This is a genomic window from Streptomyces sp. NPDC006384 (assembly GCF_042870695.1).
Taxonomy (GTDB): Bacteria; Actinomycetota; Actinomycetes; order Streptomycetales; family Streptomycetaceae; genus Streptomyces.
Genome location: NZ_JBIAHR010000013.1, coordinates 92,477 through 107,606 on the forward strand (window position 1 = coordinate 92,477; position 15,130 = coordinate 107,606).

17 protein-coding genes are annotated in these 15,130 nt (G+C 70.0%); 8 read left to right on the forward strand and 9 right to left on the reverse strand.

Annotated features, from left to right (window positions below; genetic code table 11):
• Positions 1-59: 59 nt before the first annotated feature.
• The 5 genes from ACFYOJ_RS19500 to ACFYOJ_RS19520 all read left to right on the forward strand — a co-directional run bounded on the left by ACFYOJ_RS19500 (position 60) and on the right by ACFYOJ_RS19520 (position 4,610).
• Positions 60-791, forward strand: a complete 732-nt coding sequence (locus ACFYOJ_RS19500; RefSeq protein WP_114533908.1) for a hypothetical protein — start codon at positions 60-62, stop codon at positions 789-791.
• Between the two features lie 334 nt (positions 792-1,125).
• Positions 1,126-1,875 carry an SDR family oxidoreductase gene (locus ACFYOJ_RS19505; protein WP_061441550.1) on the forward strand — a complete coding sequence of 250 codons (750 nt, stop codon included), beginning with the start codon at positions 1,126-1,128 and terminating at the stop codon, positions 1,873-1,875.
• 94 nt (positions 1,876-1,969) lie between these two features.
• Entirely contained in the window at positions 1,970-2,284 is a 315-nt protein-coding gene (locus tag ACFYOJ_RS19510) for a nuclear transport factor 2 family protein (protein ID WP_061441549.1), read from the forward strand.
• Positions 2,285-2,533: 249 nt separating this feature from the next.
• Positions 2,534-3,733, forward strand: a complete 1,200-nt coding sequence (locus ACFYOJ_RS19515; protein WP_061446782.1) for a low temperature requirement protein A — start codon at positions 2,534-2,536, stop codon at positions 3,731-3,733.
• A gap of 1 nt (position 3,734) precedes the next feature.
• Positions 3,735-4,610, forward strand: coding sequence for a LysR substrate-binding domain-containing protein (locus ACFYOJ_RS19520; protein ID WP_061441548.1), 876 nt, complete (start codon positions 3,735-3,737; stop codon positions 4,608-4,610).
• A 141-nt stretch (positions 4,611-4,751) separates the two neighbouring features.
• Here the strand turns inward: ACFYOJ_RS19520 and ACFYOJ_RS19525 are convergent, their stop codons facing one another.
• Positions 4,752-5,612: an abortive infection family protein gene (locus ACFYOJ_RS19525; RefSeq protein WP_061441547.1), complete on the reverse strand. Its 861-nt coding sequence runs from the start codon at positions 5,610-5,612 to the stop codon at positions 4,752-4,754.
• Between the two features lie 278 nt (positions 5,613-5,890).
• On the opposite strand from ACFYOJ_RS19525, the gene ACFYOJ_RS19530 reads away from it, so the two are divergent.
• From ACFYOJ_RS19530 to ACFYOJ_RS19540, 3 genes are all read left to right on the forward strand, one after another.
• Entirely contained in the window at positions 5,891-6,244 is a 354-nt protein-coding gene (locus ACFYOJ_RS19530) for a DUF317 domain-containing protein (protein WP_061441546.1), read from the forward strand.
• A 105-nt stretch (positions 6,245-6,349) separates the two neighbouring features.
• Positions 6,350-6,640 carry a hypothetical protein gene (locus tag ACFYOJ_RS19535; protein WP_061441545.1) on the forward strand — a complete coding sequence of 97 codons (291 nt, stop codon included), beginning with the start codon at positions 6,350-6,352 and terminating at the stop codon, positions 6,638-6,640.
• A gap of 15 nt (positions 6,641-6,655) precedes the next feature.
• Entirely contained in the window at positions 6,656-7,477 is an 822-nt protein-coding gene (locus ACFYOJ_RS19540; protein WP_061441544.1) for a DUF317 domain-containing protein, read from the forward strand.
• Positions 7,478-7,648: 171 nt separating this feature from the next.
• Here the strand turns inward: ACFYOJ_RS19540 and ACFYOJ_RS19545 are convergent, their stop codons facing one another.
• The 8 genes from ACFYOJ_RS19545 to ACFYOJ_RS19580 form a co-directional block, all read right to left on the reverse strand.
• The gene (locus ACFYOJ_RS19545) at positions 7,649-8,341 is read right to left on the reverse strand and encodes a hypothetical protein (RefSeq protein WP_356552987.1); all 693 of its coding nucleotides are present in this window, start codon (positions 8,339-8,341) and stop codon (positions 7,649-7,651) included.
• A 79-nt stretch (positions 8,342-8,420) separates the two neighbouring features.
• The gene (locus ACFYOJ_RS19550) at positions 8,421-8,864 is read right to left on the reverse strand and encodes a hypothetical protein (protein ID WP_054100437.1); all 444 of its coding nucleotides are present in this window, start codon (positions 8,862-8,864) and stop codon (positions 8,421-8,423) included.
• Between the two features lie 213 nt (positions 8,865-9,077).
• A complete protein-coding gene (locus tag ACFYOJ_RS19555; protein ID WP_107071641.1) occupies positions 9,078-10,820 on the reverse strand; it encodes a relaxase/mobilization nuclease domain-containing protein in 1,743 nt (580 codons plus the stop codon).
• A complete protein-coding gene (locus tag ACFYOJ_RS19560) occupies positions 10,817-11,212 on the reverse strand; it encodes a plasmid mobilization protein (RefSeq protein ID WP_061446781.1) in 396 nt (131 codons plus the stop codon). The genes ACFYOJ_RS19555 and ACFYOJ_RS19560 overlap by 4 nt, the downstream gene beginning before the upstream one ends.
• A gap of 584 nt (positions 11,213-11,796) precedes the next feature.
• Positions 11,797-11,988 carry a hypothetical protein gene (locus ACFYOJ_RS19565; protein WP_007491133.1) on the reverse strand — a complete coding sequence of 64 codons (192 nt, stop codon included), beginning with the start codon at positions 11,986-11,988 and terminating at the stop codon, positions 11,797-11,799.
• Positions 11,985-13,616, reverse strand: a complete 1,632-nt coding sequence (locus tag ACFYOJ_RS19570; RefSeq protein ID WP_355271186.1) for a hypothetical protein — start codon at positions 13,614-13,616, stop codon at positions 11,985-11,987. Before ACFYOJ_RS19570 ends, ACFYOJ_RS19565 begins: the two co-directional genes overlap by 4 nt.
• Positions 13,613-14,254 (reverse strand): WhiB family transcriptional regulator, encoded by a 642-nt coding sequence (locus tag ACFYOJ_RS19575; RefSeq protein WP_061441539.1) that lies wholly within the window; start codon positions 14,252-14,254, stop codon positions 13,613-13,615. Before ACFYOJ_RS19575 ends, ACFYOJ_RS19570 begins: the two co-directional genes overlap by 4 nt.
• 160 nt (positions 14,255-14,414) lie before the next feature.
• Positions 14,415-15,128, reverse strand: coding sequence for a hypothetical protein (locus tag ACFYOJ_RS19580; protein WP_061441538.1), 714 nt, complete (start codon positions 15,126-15,128; stop codon positions 14,415-14,417).
• Positions 15,129-15,130 lie beyond the last annotated feature (2 nt).

A 15,130-nucleotide genomic window follows, 5' to 3' on the forward strand; every position in this document is an offset into this window, starting at 1 on the left:
ACCTCTGAGCTGGGCCTCCGTTATCCACGAACGCGCGGACACCTCGTTACGCTGCGGCCGTGACCGAGCCCTCCCCGCTGCCAGGCGACCCCTCCGAGCTACACCTGCGCATCTCCTACGACGACGGACTCTGGGACACTCCCCAGGCGGACACGCTGGAGTGCTGGAACGTGGCCGTCCTGCACCGCCGACGCGCTCATGGTGAACATCACGAGCCGGTCAGCTCCAGCGGGTGTACGACTGCTGATTGCTCCTCGTGCACAGTCGAGGACGTAGTCGTCGGCTCCATGACGTTCTACCGGGTGCACCTCGACCGGGGCCGCAACGCCTACTGGGCCATGGAGGAGGAGTCGGAGGAACTGTACGAGACCGCGCAGGTCCTCCTTGATCCCGAGACGGGTTCTTTCACCGACGAAGTCAGCGAACAGTTGGAGTACGTCGGCTCAGCGCTGCTCGTCATGAATCGCGTGACGCTGGATCCGCCATGGCGCGGGCACGGCCTGGCGGCCGTGCTTGCCTGCGAGGTGATCACCCGGCTCATGGCCGGCTGCCGGGCCGTAGCCTGTTCGCCCGGCATCACCGATCTCAGCAGCCATCGGCTGACGGCCAGAGCCGAGTGGGACCGCGTGAACGCCAAAATCGCCCAGGGGTGGGAGAGCCTGGGTTTCCGTCCCTACCGGGACAATGTCTATCTTCTGTCTCCCGCCTCGCAGGATCTTGAGGAGCAGCGCGGTGCAATGCGCAGGCGTCTTGCCGAGCTCCGTGGCTCCTGGCGGGCTAGCGCTTCATGACCAGCCCGCCAGCGCGTGAGGCGAGCTGCCTGCTAACCCGGCGCCCTTCTCGGTCCGCAGGCAGTAGTGGATTCGCCTGCCGCAGAAATGCGGCAACTGGCGGGGGCGTCTACAGCCAGCTGCGGATATGGACCTTTGACGGCGTCGGGGCGACGTCGAGAGAAAGGAGGAAGCCAGCCGCTCTCCGGCGCTCCGATCCGCTGACTGGGGGTACCGATGATGCTTGTGGAGCGACCCAGAACTTCTGTTACCCGATGCCCGGAATGTCCGCCTAGGCTCGTCTGTGGAACGTGATCAAGACGATCGCCGACAAGGACGTGAGGGAGTGCGGAGCATGACTGAGAACACGCTGCGGGACAAGGTCGCCGTCGTCGGCGGTGGCGAGAAGAACCTGGGCGGGCTGCTCAGCAGGACGTTCGCGGAGGCCGGGGCGAAGGTGGTCGTGCACTACCACAGCTCTGAGAGCGACGCCGAGCAGACGGTCAAGGCGATCCAGGAGGCCGGAGGGCAGGCCGTCGCCGTCCAGGGCGACCTGACGAAGGTCGCCGACGTGCGGCGGCTCTTCGACACGGCCGTGGACACCTACGGCGGCGCCGACATCGCGGTCAACACCACCGGGATGGTGCTGCGCAAGCCGATCCTGGAGACCACCGAGGAAGAGTACGACCGCATGTTCGGCATCAACGCCAAGGCGGCGTACTTCTTCATCCAGGAAGCCGGTCGCCGACTGAACGGCCACGGCAAGATCATCAGTATCGGCACGTCGCTGCTGGCCGCCTTCACCGACGGCTACTCCACCTACGCCGGCGGCAAGGCGCCGCTGGAGCACTTCACCCGGGCGGCGGCCAAGGAGTTCGCGGACCGCGGGATCTCCGTGAACATGGTGGCCCCGGGACCGATGGACACACCGTTCTTCTACGGTCAGGAAACTCCGGAGCGGGTGGAGTTCCACAAGTCGCAGGCGATGGGCAACCAGCTCACCCAGATCGAGGACATCGTCCCGATCATCAGGTTCCTGGCCACCGAAGGCTGGTGGTTCACCGGTCAGACGATGTTCCCCAACGGCGGCTACACCACCCGCTGACCTCGTACCCCTCCCGACGCGGGCGACCCGTCCGGCCCCGGGCACGGCCGGGACACCCGCGTCGGCGCCTCGCGCGAAACACCAGGAGGTCGTGATGACCGCACATCCGAGTGACCCCGCGGTGGCCGCCTTCGTCGCAGCCGTCAACGCCGGCGACAAGGACGCCTTCTTCGCCGCGCTGACCGACGACGCCACCATGTCCGACGACGGCACCGACCGTGACCTCGTCGCGTGGGCGGAGCGTGAGATCTTCTCCTCGAACGGCCGCATGGACGTCGAGGACGTCTCCGCCGACGGCCGGACCCTGACAGCCACGTATACCAACGCCACCTGGGGCAGTATGCGCACGCGGTGGGCCTTCACCGTCACCAACGGCCGCATCAGCCGCTTCGAGACCGGCCAAGGCTGACGCGGTCTTCCTCTGCCATTGGGGGGTACGGGGCTCCCACGGGAACACCCGCCCGGGAGCACGGATTGCTCAGCGGCCCAGCTCGTGGCCAGGGGGGCGTGCCATGCCGGCCCAGCTCGCGGCCGGCGGGCGGGCTATCAGGCGGTACCGGGGGATGCGTGCAGTACGTCGTCTATGCCACCCACGCCGCCGATTCGCGCGCGACAGAAACCGGTCAATGACGACGGCCGAATGCGGAAGGAAGACGTGATGAGCGGCCAGGCTGACGTCGCCCCGACGGGACTGCTGCGGCGGGTGATGCGCGGGCGGGATCCTAGGGAGGAGCACCGCGCGGCTACGCCGCTGGAGCTGTTGTTCGACCTGACCTTCGTGGTCGCCGTCTCCCAGGCAGCGGCCCAGCTTCATCACGCCCTCGCCGAAGACCATGTCGGCTCCGGGCTGGCCGCCTATGCGGCAGTGTTCTTCGCGATCTGGTGGGCGTGGATGAACTTCACCTGGTTCGCCTCCGCCTACGACACCGACGATGTGCCCTACCGGCTGCTGACGCTCCTGCAGATGGCCGGCGTGCTCGTACTGGCATCAGGTGTGCCCGCCGTGTTCGAGGACGGTGACTTCACACTCGTCGTGATCGGCTACGTGGTGATGCGGCTCGCGATGGTCACTCAGTGGCTGCGCGCCGCCATCGAGCACCCCGAGGGCCGCAGCGGCGCACTGCACTACGCCGCCGGTATCACCGCGGTGCAGATCTGCTGGATCGCCCGCCTGTGGACACCCGACGCCTGGGCCTGGACCACCTTCCTAATCCTGGTCGCAGCCGAGCTGGCCGTACCGGCATGGGCCGAATACCGGGGCCACCCCACCAGCTGGCACCCCGGTCACATCGCCGAGCGCTACAGCCTCTTCACCATCATCGTCCTGGGCGAGGTGATCCTCGGCTCACTCGCCGCCGTCCGCTCCGCCGTGGCCGACCACGGCCTGTCCACCCCCGTTCTCCTGATCGCGATCGGCGGCCTGCTGCTCGTCTTCGCCCTGTGGTGGATCTACTTCACCGGAAACGAAGCGCGACTGACCACGCTGCGCACCGCCTTGGTCTGGGGGTACGGCCACTACGTGGTCTTCGCCGCGCTGGCTGCGATCGGCGCGGGCCTGGAAGCGGCGCTGGACGCCGCCGAACACCACGGACACCTCTCCACCCGGGGTGCCGGACTGTCGGTCGCCGTCCCCGTGGCGATTGCGCTCCTGATGCTGGGGGCACTGCACCGGGCCACCCGTACCGGAGCGGTGGGACACGCCCTGCTGGTCCTCGCCGGTGCACTCGTGGTCCTGGCTCTGGGCTTCAGCGCACCCGCCCTGGGAATCGGCGGCGCCATCCTGGGCATGGGCCTGGCGGTGGCCGCCACGCTGACAGCCAACCTCTTCACTGTCCGCCATCGATCCGAGAGGCGTTGAGGTGCGCCTGGACCTGAACAAACTCGACCACCTGATCGCCGTCGCCGAGGAAGGCAGCCTCACCCGCGCAGCCGCCCGGCTCCACCTGTCCCAGCAGGCCCTGTCCACCTCCATCCGGGCCCTCGAACGCGAAGTCGGAGTCCCGCTGCTGGAGCGCAGCAGCGCGGGCGTCACCACGCTGCCCGCCGGAGCGGCCCTGATCGAGGACGCCCGTGTCCTCAACGGCATGGCCCGCGCAGCCCTGCGCCGCGCCCGGCACATCGGACGCGGCGAGACCCAGGCCCTGCGTATCGGCTACACCCCCGCCGTCACCGGCGACGAACTCGTCACCCTGCTCGCACCGGTGACCGAAGCCCACCCCGACATCACCCCCGAGATCCACCAGCGCTACCCCTCCGAGCTGACCGCCGCCCTCCTCGCCGGCGACCTCGACATCGGACTGTGCCGCGCAATGACGCCCACGCACGGTCTGACCCGCACCACCCTCGGCCACCATCGCCTGCACATCGCCGTCGCCTGCGACCACCCCCTGGCCGCCCGCACATCCGTGACCCTGCCCGAACTCGCCCATGAGACCTTCCTGGTCTGGGGCACCCCCGGCCGCTCCGGCTACACCGACCTCCTCATCGACCACTGCCGCAACGCCGGCTTCGAACCGAACAGCGAACGCACCGCCCGCCAAGGCACACCCCCCATCACAGCAGTCATCGGCACCCGCAACATCGCCTTCGTCACCACACCACCGGGCCCCGCAGCGGGCGGCAAAGCGCACGTCCTCACCCTCGAACCCCCCATCCACGCGCCACTCCACGCGCTCTACCTCCCGCACACCACATGCCCCAGCCGCACCACCTTCCTCACCCACGTGAGGATCTAATCTGGCTCTATCGGTGCGCCTGGACCCACTCGTAGGCCCGCCGGGACCGGTGGCGGGAGGGCCAAGTCGGCGAGCTGAGTTCACGCCCGCGGGGTGGCGCGATCTGCTCCACCCGGAAACCTGGCCCTCTTCGCGAAGTAATCAGACCATTGTCTTGCGCCACGGCGCGGCGGGGTCCGAGAGCGTGTCGAGGATCAGCTCGCACCAGGTCACGGCAGCATTGACCGTCAGGCGGGCATGACGCACTCCAAGCCCAGACGGTGCGCTCGCCTGACCGTGACCGCTGCCGAAGCCCTGGTTGCGCAGTTCGGCGACGCCGACTGCGATGTTCACCGAGCCCGAAAGGATTCTCTTCACGGCCTTGCTGCCGTCCGGCCCATCAGGAGCCGAGCCAGCGTCGAGCTTCAGCGACTTCTGGACCGTGCTGATCAGGGCCGGGAGCGCGGCGTTCCGGTCGACCTCGATGTTCAGCTCCCCAAGGGCGGTCTTCGCCGTTGCCTCGATGAGCTGCTTGGCCGCGCCGATGGCCCCATGGGGATCGGTGGTCAGGTCCCTCCGAATGCGCTCCAACTCGATCGTGATGCCGGAGGCGTCGCTCAGGGTGCTGAGGTCGCGGACCAGCACTGGCGGGTTGGACCAGGAGATCCTCCCCTCCTTATCGAGAGTGAAGCCGTCCCGCTCCAAGCGGACCCTGATGTCGTCAAGCCACTTAGGAGTTCCCTGATCGTCCGGGTTCCGGTACGCGCGGATGAAGTCCTCGAAGACCAGGAGTACACGTCGAACCTGGTTCGGATCCGACCAGTCCACACCCTCCGCGTAGAGCATGAATTCAGTCCGCCGCTGGCCTGAATCCTGGTACTTCAGCTCATCTGGCGGGATGGGCGCGAACCCGTGGTCCTCCCACAGTTCGGCGACAATCCGGACGGTCAGGTCCGTGGCCAGAGAGCGGAAGGCGTTGCGGGTCGCCGGGCTCACCAGCTCCCGCCGTGCGGTGACGGTCATGGTCTGAAGATAGGAGCAGACCCTGACACCGTCACTGTCTTTTCCCAAGGTGATGTCTGATCCATGCCGAGCCTGTCTAGCCAACCAGTCTGTGGTTGTGGCTGATTTAACCGTTGGTCGTGAGATTCGGCCACGGAATCTGAGATGCCACACTGTCGACGGACGGCAGTTCGCCGGGGGCAGACAGGAATGTTCTGGGAAAGACTGGCCAACGGGCGCGAGGGCATGTCAACGTAGACGACCTTGCAAGAAACCCCAGGTCAGAGAGGTGATTGCTCGTGACCGTAGCCCCTGCGGGCCCCGGTTTCTCCACCACTGTCGAGGCCCTGCGACTGCGGGAGTGGCAGCTCGGCCCCGGTCAGCCGACTCTGGTCCTGGACCAGTTCTCGGCCGAGGACTTCCACCTGATCGTTGATGATCGCGCGGACGTGCACGTCAGCTCCAAGGACGGCCGGTTCTACCTCGGTTGGTTTCCGCACGGCCGACCCGGCACGGACGGCGAGGGGTGGAAGATCGCTGTCACCGGCACCGCTCAAGTCCGCGGCTACCACATGTCGTTCGACACCGAGACGCCGGCCGACATCGTCGCCGCCACCGTGGCGAGGGTGCTGCAGACCTCACGCCGCCTCTGACAGCGCGGCCACCGATACATAGCGCCCGTCCTATAAGCGCTGGCGGTGCCGTAGGCCGGCCCGGCTCCACCGCCCCCGTTTCCCTCGAACCCCAGGAGGCTGTCCGTGACGTCCCCGGAGATGACCGTCGGCGATCTCATCGATCTGTTGTCCGGCTGCGACCGGAGCGCTCCGGTCCGCCAGGCCATGAACCCGTTCTTCCCGATGGCGCACCGCTTGGCGCAGGTCCTGCAGTCGGTCGACGAGACCGGCCAGACCGTCGTCTACCTCGCCGAAGGGCAGGACGAGGACGCACAGCTCGGCCACCTTCCGCCGGAGGTCGCCATCGCCCTGACGTGGCAGGGCCCCGTCCAGGCGCCCCCGCGCCGCCCTCGCCGCCGTGCCGGCGGCAACTAGACACGCACCGAGCCCTTGGAGGCGCCCCTGTACCCCGACCTTCCGCCCGACCCGTCCGCCCCGCGCGGCGGCCAGCCCGCGTTCTGGGTCGGCCCCCGGCACCTAGCCGGTGACGACGGACGCCTCTACGACGTCGTCGCCGACGCACTCGCCGGCCTGGGCTGGACGAGCCTGACGATCGTCCGCGGACGGCACGAGCCGGACGAGGAACCGGAGGACCGCCAGGTCCTGCGCAGCACCGTCCTGCACATCAGCCCCGACGCCTTGCGTTGGGCCCAGTGGGGGCTGGCGGACGAGCCGTTCCACCTGGGCGGGCTGCCGGTCGCCTGGCAGATCTCCGCTCGCGCCGAGGCGAGCAGCCCGCTCGCCCAGTGGTCGGCCTACTTCACCCGTGACGTCCCCGGCGAGGCGGTGGTCGACTTCCTCGTCGCGCTCGACGCAAGCAACCAGCCTGCCTCGGCGCTCGCCGGACCCGAGCTGGTCCTTGACGCTGTCGCCGCCCACGGCTGGTTCCGCGACATCGACCAGCCCGAGGCGGCGGCGATGGACCCGACGTTCACCTCGCACATCAGCCTGGGGGAGGTGCCGCCCCTCATCCAGGACGGCGACCTACGGGCCCTGTCCGCCGGGGACGACGAGACGAGGCCGGCCGGATGGCAGGCGTGGGCCGAGCCCGTACTCGGCGCCCCGCTTCTGTGGGTGGCCTCGTTCGCCGCCAGTGTCCCGCACGATCTCGTCGCCGCCTTCGCCGCCTCCCTCAGCTCGACCGCACCGGTCCTGCGGCGGGTCCTGCCCGAGGCCACCCAGGAGCGCCTCCTGCGCGCGCCGGCCATTTAACGTCCCGCGCACCCCTCTCGACGATCGCAGTCCGGCATCCTCCCAGTTGGGGGTGCCGGACTTTCTTGTTTCACGGGCGAAGTGGCCGGTCGGGTCGTTAGTGCTTAGCCCATAACGCACTGCTGCCCCCGACCGCGACGGTCGGAGGCAGCAGCGTGACGTGCACGCAGGTCAGCTCGTTGCCGTGGCCTTGGCGAGGGCCTTGTCGAGGTGGCGGTCGACGAGGGCCGGGGAGCCGGAGAGGACCAGCAGCAGGTTGCCGTCGCGGATCGCGGTCTGCTTGACCACGGTGCTCCGGCCCCCGGCGATGTACGTCAGAAGCAGGCTCCACTGCTCATCACCGCCGACGCTGGGCGCGGGCAGCTTCTGCGAGGTCACGTCGACCTGGGTGCCACCGGCGACGACCTGATAGGCCGGGCAGCCTGTCATGGCATCGAAGATCCGGCCGGTGCCGTCGGAGAGCTTCTTCACGCTGTCGCTGTACAGCTCCTCGGAGATCTCCGAGGAGCTGTAGCCGTAGGTGAAGTCCGCCTTCGCCTTGTGCGGGAAGGCGAGTGTGCCGCCAGTCGCCGCGTCACCGCCCAGCTCGCTCAGGGCCGGGCAGCCGAGGACGGTGACGTCATCGTGCTGGGCCGGACGCTCCGGCTGGGGAAGGTAGCCGCTGCCGAGGTCGCGCGGGTCGAGCAGGCGGGACTCGAGCGCGGCCGAGGAGAGCGCGGCCGGCTCCTGGGCGACCTCGGTCGGCTTTCCCGTACGGGAGGAGGCGGTCCGGTGCTTGGACCCGGGGGTGTCGGTGGAGCAGGCGGGCACGGCGAGGAGGGCGGCGGTGATGTCGAGTGCGGTGGTGGCGACGCGAACGCGCATGACGGAACTGACCCCTTGGTGCTAGGCGACGGGTGGTCAGTGCGGGCCCGCGGGCCCGGTGGGGTCGTAGGAGTGGTGGTCAGTGCCCGAGGTGGCGCAGGCAGTCCTCGAACGTGGCGTGCGTCGAGTCCGCCGGCCCGGAGTGCCGGTTGTACCAGGCGGTGTCGATGCGCGTCTCCAGCTGCTGGTGTCCGGCCCGGCAGCGCAGCCAGATCTCACCGCGGGTGGAGAGGATGAGCCAGTCCCGGTACGCGCCGCACTCGGCGCAGGTGGCCATCTCGCCGTCGAGGACCAGGGGCTGCTTCCACGGCATCATCTTGCCCTCGACCTGGTCGTGGCTCGGCACCCGCAGCTCCGGCGGGAGGAAGTCGTCCACGATGGCGGTCGGCTCGGCGGGCTGCGGCTCGGGCGCCGGCACTCCGATGCCGGGCGGGACCTGTCCCTGCATCTGCGCGTGCAGCTCGGCGAACCGTTTCTGAGCTTCGCTCGGCCCCTTGGCCCTGCGGCGTATTCGGTGAAACACCCTGGCGTCCTCCTCTACCTCGGCACCTCGTCCTGCGCGTCTTCATGATCGTGCCCCACGCCGTCGGCGGTTTCAATTCACAACGTCCACAGTCCCTTCGGCCAGGTCAGCACGGGTGTGGCCTCTCGGCTGCCCGGGTGACGAGGAGGCCACGACGCATGTCTCGGTACGGCACAGCGGCGATCCGGGGAGCCTGCGTGCCGTCTGGTGTACTTATCGGGCCTGACGCGGTGACTCCTCTCCGCTGCGCCGCCTGCCGGGCGTGGAGGGCCTGGTCGTCGCCCTGCGCGTCGCGGACCGGTTCGCTGCGGTGCTGGTCTCGGGAAGCTGGGAGGCATCGGCGGGCAGGTCGGCTGTCCGTCGCATCCGCCATACGAGCACGTCGCTGATGGAGTCCGCGGTGCCCAGTTCGCGCCGAGCGGCAACGTCGGGCAGGAGGGCGGCCGGGTTGTGGCCGGCGGCTTCGGCTTCCGTGATGGTCGCGGCCAGGGCGTACCAGCCGGGTTCGGCGAGGATCTGCTCGGCCAGTTCCGGGAGCGCCTCGCGCAGCAGCGCGGTCTGCCGCTGGAGCATCGGCCGGCTCAGACGTCGGCCGCGCTGGTATAGCACACCGAGCGGCTGGGCCGAGGCGGCCTGGTAAGCGGTGCGCAGGTGTTCGGCGGCTCGGGTGGCGGCCTCGGCCTGCTGGGCGTGGCCCTTCCGGGCGTGCCAGTGCGCGGTGGCGGTGATCAGGAAGAACAGCATGTCGATCGCCATCGCCGTGGTGGCTCCGTCCTCACCGCGGCCGAGGGCCGGGCCGCCCTGGACGAGGTCGCGGGCGGCCTGTCGCAGGGCTCGATCGTGCCCGCGTACGGCGCGGACGTGAGAGCGCGAGGCCCGTTCGAAGGCCGTTGCGGCGTCGTGCAGTTCGCGGCGGGTGTGAGCGGCGGACGTCTTCGCGAGGGCGTCCAGGACCTCGCCGACCGCGGCGATGTGGGCGGCGGCGACCCCGTCCTCGCCGTGGTCGCCGACGAGCACGGCCTGCCACACGGCCGATGCCGTGCCGCGGCGCGCGGAGGCCGGACTGCCCGGCCCCGTACGAATCGCTTCGTCCCGCCGGGCCGCAGGGACATCCTGCGCATCACCGGACCACCGCTCGCGGATGCGAGGCAAGGACAGGTCGGGAGCGAGGCGCGCGCCGGGGTAGAACACCGGTTCGCCGTCCTTGTTCAGGTCGTCGGGCAGGGCGACCTTGTATCCGAGCAGGTCACCGGAGGGCGCGGCGCGCTTGCGGATCAGCAGGCCGGCGGCGGCGAGGCGGTCGAAGAACTCCTCGTCGCTTCTCGCGCCGGCCACCGCACGCCGCACGGATTCCCGCAGTTCCTCGCGGGCGGTGCGCTCGCGGCCCTGGCGCTGGGCCTTGTGGCGCTCGGCGCTGGTCGGTCGTTGCGCTGCGGTCCCGTCCCCGGTGCTGAGCTGCTTGAGCCCGTACTCGGTTTCGATCAGGCGGGCTTCGGCCTGGGATCGCTTGGCGTCGTTGTTGAGTCGGGGGCGCCGGCCGTCTTCGCGGACGAGCGTGGCGATGATGTGGATGTGGTCGTCGGCGTGGCGCACGGCTGCCCAGCGGCATCCCGCCTCGTCGGCGGCCGGAGCGATGCCGGTCGCGGCGACCATGCGTCGGGCGATCTCCCCCCATTGCTCGTCGGAGAGAACCGGGTCGTCGGGTGCGGCCCGGACGGATAGGTGCCAGACGTGCTTGGCCGGGCGGCGCGACTCCGCGAGCGTCTGGACGGGCTGGTCCAGGAGCTGCTGCAACTGTCTCTTCGTAGCTTGAGGATCGCGACCGGGGTCGGGAGCGAAGCTGTCCCATGCCGCCACGAGATGCGGATCGACGTGCTCCTCATGAGTCCCTTTGCCGTAGAGGTAGATGAGCAGGCCAAACGTGTTCGAGCCACGCTTGTGGACGCGAGGGATCAACCGGTTCGCCTTTCGGTGTCGAGGTAGTGCTGGATGAAGGCGTCCACGCGCTGGGTGGCGCGCTGGACGGCGCCGAGTACGGCTTCGGCGTAGGGGACGTCGGCACCGGAGTTGGCGGCCTTAGCTACCTGGTTGACGTTGTTGCCGATGTGGCCGAGGTGCCGGCGCACAGCGAAGAGCTCGTTGTGGACTTCTCGTTGGGCGGCGATTTCCGCCGCCGTACGGTCGAGATCGTGGGCGGCTTTGAGAGCGGCGTGGGCGAGGAAACTGGCGACGCTCATGTGGCACACGGCGGCTGCACGAGCTAGGAGTTGGTACTCGTCGTCGTTCATGCGGCAGCTGGGCTGGCGCATGCGCTTGTTCTCGTCGCGCAGGCGCTCACGCTGTTGCACATGCGGCTTTGAAGGGGCGGTGTGCGTGCAGTGCGCACTGTGGCAGGCGTGCTGGTCCTGCCCCTCGGGATGCGAGCCGCCCTCGGTCGCATCCTCACGGATCGGCGCCCCCCGGTGCCGTTCCGCTCCCGCCACTCCAGGGGCGGGGAACGCAAGAGCATTGCTCCCCTCGGGAGCAATGCTCTTGCGATAACTTGCTCGCCCCGAGACCGAGTTGGAGCCGCGATCAGGTTCCGGGGTGGTGCCGTTCTTGGGTGCGTTCGTCATCGGGATTCGGGCCTCGTAGAGCGGGTGCGTTGCTGGATGGTTGCGGCCAGCGCGAGAACTTCGGCTGGGCTGGCAAGGACGCGAACCGGTCTGTTGGGACGGTCCTGGACGAGCCACTGCCCGGTCGGCGTGAGGACGACGGCGTGGAGGAGTTGCCGGCGGACCAAGACGTCCGCCCAGGCACCGGCCTCGGCGGTGGTGGGCCCGGAAAAGCGAGGGGGACGAGGAATCATGGCGTACCTCCTAAGCGGGGCGGTGGCCCGGCGTGGAGCTGGGCCACCTTTACGGATACGGGCCTTGTGCTGGGATTTGCCGGTTCAGCCGCATTCGGGGCAGCGTCCGACGTGGCTGTTGAGCGCGCGGGCCATCCGCTGTTTCGCCGAGGCTGCCTGCTTCGCGCTGGACTTCGCCGCCGGCCTGCCCGCATGCCGCTCGGAGTGAGCGAGCATGAATCCGATCTCGCGCTCGTACTCGGCGCGGACCGTCTTGAACTGGTGGCAGGTCTTCATCGGGCGGTGCTCCTCGTCGTCGTGATGTCCCCGTTCCGCAGCTCCTGGAGGACCAGGCCGAGTCGGTCGTTACCGACACCCGTCAGGCCCTGGCGGCGGATGATTTCGCGCAGCTGCACTCGGGTGATCGCGCCGTTGCCGTCCCGTTCGAGCAGAGCCGGCACATGGGGACGCACCTCACGGACAAGCTGGCGCTCGGATTCACCCAGCTCGCGTGCCTGGCGCTCCGTCTGCGAGCGGGACCGTGCACGCTTGTCCTTGTTCTTCGTCCGGGAGGTCCTGGTCGGCTTCCGGCGAAGCGGGACCTTGTGTCCTCGGTCCTGGGTGGTTTCGGTCCCGGACTGTGGGGCGGTCGGTCCTCGGTCCTGGGTGGTTTCGGTCCCGGACTGTGGGGCGGTCGGTCCTCGGTCCTCGGTGGTCTCGGTCCCCGACTTCGTGATGCCCGGTCCCCGATGAGAACCCGGGTCCTGAGCTGCCACTTCTCGCGTGCTGTGGTCGGTCCTCATGGCCGCTGCGTCCCGCGCTGCGGCTCCCGGTCCGGCGAGCACGGTCCCTGGGACCGCACCGTCTTCAGAGGGCTTGGTTCCCGCGAACGTTCCCGTTGCGTCGCCCTTGGTCCTTGCGTCGACCTCGGCTTCCGGGTTCTCGGGGACGGGGCCCCGAGGAGCCCTCGCTCCTCGGTCCGGGACCGGCTCGTCGGAACCGTCGGGACTGGGGACGGGGACCGGCACATCCGATGTCGGCTGTACGGGGACCGTGGCCGCCGATGCGCTGCTGTGCGCCGGGGACCAGGGAGAAGGGAGCGGGACCGTGGCGAGCGCCAGCGCGTGTCGCCGAGCGGCGAGCTGGTCGAGCAGCTGCGCCCGCTGGAGAGGGTCGGTGCCGACCGAAGCCCTGCCGACCGCCTTCGACAGGCGTCGCGTCAGCCGCCGGCCGCGACGGCTCTGCTGCTGCTCGGGTGTGCGCTCGGCGAGGCGGGCGGCGAGGGTGACCGCACGGGCGGTGGCCCGGTCCCGGGTGATCTGCGCTGCGTCACGGTCCCGCGCGGCAATGCCCAGGCGGGACAGCAGCCGCTCGCGTGCCTCCCGGCCCAGGACGGCGAGCAGTCCGTTCGAGGCTGCACCCGGGGTGCGCAGGCGCAGTTCGATGCCCATGGCCAGGTGCCACAGCATCGCCGCCATGACCGGTCCGACGAAGGCGCGGACCGTGCCTCCGACGGGGCCGCTCTCGGCGTAGGCGGGGATCACCTGCACCGTGGTGATCACCCAGACCAGCGTGCCCGGCAGGCCAGGAGCGCCCTGGACGGCGAGGTTCTGCCGTGCCATCAGCGCGGTGGCGAACAGGGCGAGTTCGGCGGCGGCGAACATGCCGGCGCGCTCGGCGGTGCCGGCCATGTCGAGGTAGTCGGCCGCGAAGCGCCAGCTGGTGTCGGCGCTGTAGGCGGTGCAGCCCAGGGCGGCGACGGCGGCGACCTTGACCGCCGGGCCGCCGAGACGTTTCCGCGGGCGGGTTCCCCGGCGCCGGATCGCCCAGGCGGTCAGCACGAGCGCGAGGGCGGCGGGCACGACGGCGGCGAGGAGGAGAGGGAGGTCCGAAGTAGCACCGAAGGCGAGGACAGGGTGGGTCATGCTGCCTTTCCGAGAGGGGCGTGCGCCGAGGTCGACGCCGCCGGGCGGCCTGTCGGCTGCTGAGTGCCGGGAGCTGCGGGCGCGGGGGTGCCCTTGGCCTTGGAGGTCTTCTTCCGCTTCTTCCTGGAGCGGGGCACGCCGTAATTGCGGTCCCGGTCGAAGACCTTGTTGGCCGCTTGCCGGAGCAGGTCACGGGCGTGCTTGTGGCTGATCTGCAGGGCGGCAGCGAGCCGGTCGGGCTGCCAGCCCCGGACGTAGGCGTGGTCGATGACCACCTGCCGCTCGGCTTCCGTCAGGTGCACGTCGCGTCCCTGGAAGAAGGCGGTCACACGCCGGTAGTCCAGGCGCCGGTGCAGGTTGTCGTGCAGCGGGCGCCGCTCGGCTTCAGTGAGCCCGCCCCAGACGCCCTCCTTGAGGACGTTCTCCAGAGCGAAGTCCAGGCACGCGCGGCGTACAGGGCACCAGCCGCACAGCTCCTTCGCCTCCGCGATCTCCTCGTGATCCCGGGGCCCGGGGAAGAACACGGCGTCGGCGTCCTCGACGTCCATGCCGTGGCACGCTCCGCGGACGTGCCAGCTGGTGTCTGCGATGCCGCGCAAGCCGGTGGCCGGCGCGTCGTGGGTGGTGATGCGGCGCAAGGCGAGTCTCCGATGTGCTGCCACACCGGCCGGCTAACGCAGTGCCTGGCGGGTGCGGCGTCGGGCGCCGGCTGCGGCGCGTGGGCGTGCGCCGCATCCGGTGCGGGACGGTGAGGTTGCGGCGGTGCAGCAGACGGGATGCACGCGCCGGAGGCTCCGGTCAGGCCAGGGCGGGCTGCTGGGCCTGCTCGGCGTGCTGGGCCTGCTGGGCGGCGAGATCCACACGGCCGGGGTGCGGGGTGGCGCGCGGCGTGATGGCGCGTACCCCGTCGTTGGGGCCGATCCGGCGGCGCCGGCACGGCTCGCCGACCGGGGCCAGACACCACTCGCATCGCACGCTCAGGGCATCGGGCAGCCCCTGCGCGACGGCGGCTTCGCGTGCTGCCCGGGCGGGCCGGAACGGTGCGAGAGCGGCGCGGGCGGCGGGCGGTATGCAGGAGCCGATCTGGTCCAGCCGAGCCTGCAGCCTCGGGTTGATCCCCTCCTGGCTGCTGGTGATGGCCGGGGCATACGCGGGCTGCGCTATGCCGGCGGCGACGGCACGGCGGGTGCCGACCAGCTCTGCGGTCCAGGCGGCCTGGTCGTCCGGGTCCGCGGACGGTGTGGGGTCCCAGTGGAGGGCCAGGCGGTTGCGCCGGTAGCTCTCCCAGGGGCGGACCACGTCGGCGGGTTGGATCTGGTACGGCGAGGTGCGGTAGTGCTGGCGGGCGGCGATGCGGGCGTCCCAGCCGTGCGGGGTGGCCATCGGCACGTCGCCGAGCAGCTCGTGCCACTGGGCGAGCTGGTCGCGGGCCTCGCCCTCGTCGGTGCGGATGCTGCGGGGGTCGAGTCGGCCGATGTAGGCCAGCAGGGCGGCGATTTCGCGGCGGTCCACGG

Excerpts from the sequence above, each read along its gene's own strand:
- ACFYOJ_RS19570 (WP_355271186.1), bottom strand. The coding sequence starts at position 13,616 with ATGACCCACCCTGTCCTCGCCTTCGGTGCTACTTCGGACCTCCCTCTC.
- ACFYOJ_RS19545 (WP_356552987.1), bottom strand. The coding sequence starts at position 8,341 with ATGCGCGTTCGCGTCGCCACCACCGCACTCGACATCACCGCCGCCCTC.
- ACFYOJ_RS19505 (WP_061441550.1), top strand. The coding sequence starts at position 1,126 with ATGACTGAGAACACGCTGCGGGACAAGGTCGCCGTCGTCGGCGGTGGC.
- ACFYOJ_RS19510 (WP_061441549.1), top strand. The coding sequence starts at position 1,970 with ATGACCGCACATCCGAGTGACCCCGCGGTGGCCGCCTTCGTCGCAGCC.
- ACFYOJ_RS19525 (WP_061441547.1), bottom strand. The coding sequence starts at position 5,612 with ATGACCGTCACCGCACGGCGGGAGCTGGTGAGCCCGGCGACCCGCAAC.
- ACFYOJ_RS19565 (WP_007491133.1), bottom strand. The coding sequence starts at position 11,988 with ATGAAGACCTGCCACCAGTTCAAGACGGTCCGCGCCGAGTACGAGCGC.
- ACFYOJ_RS19515 (WP_061446782.1), top strand. The coding sequence starts at position 2,534 with ATGAGCGGCCAGGCTGACGTCGCCCCGACGGGACTGCTGCGGCGGGTG.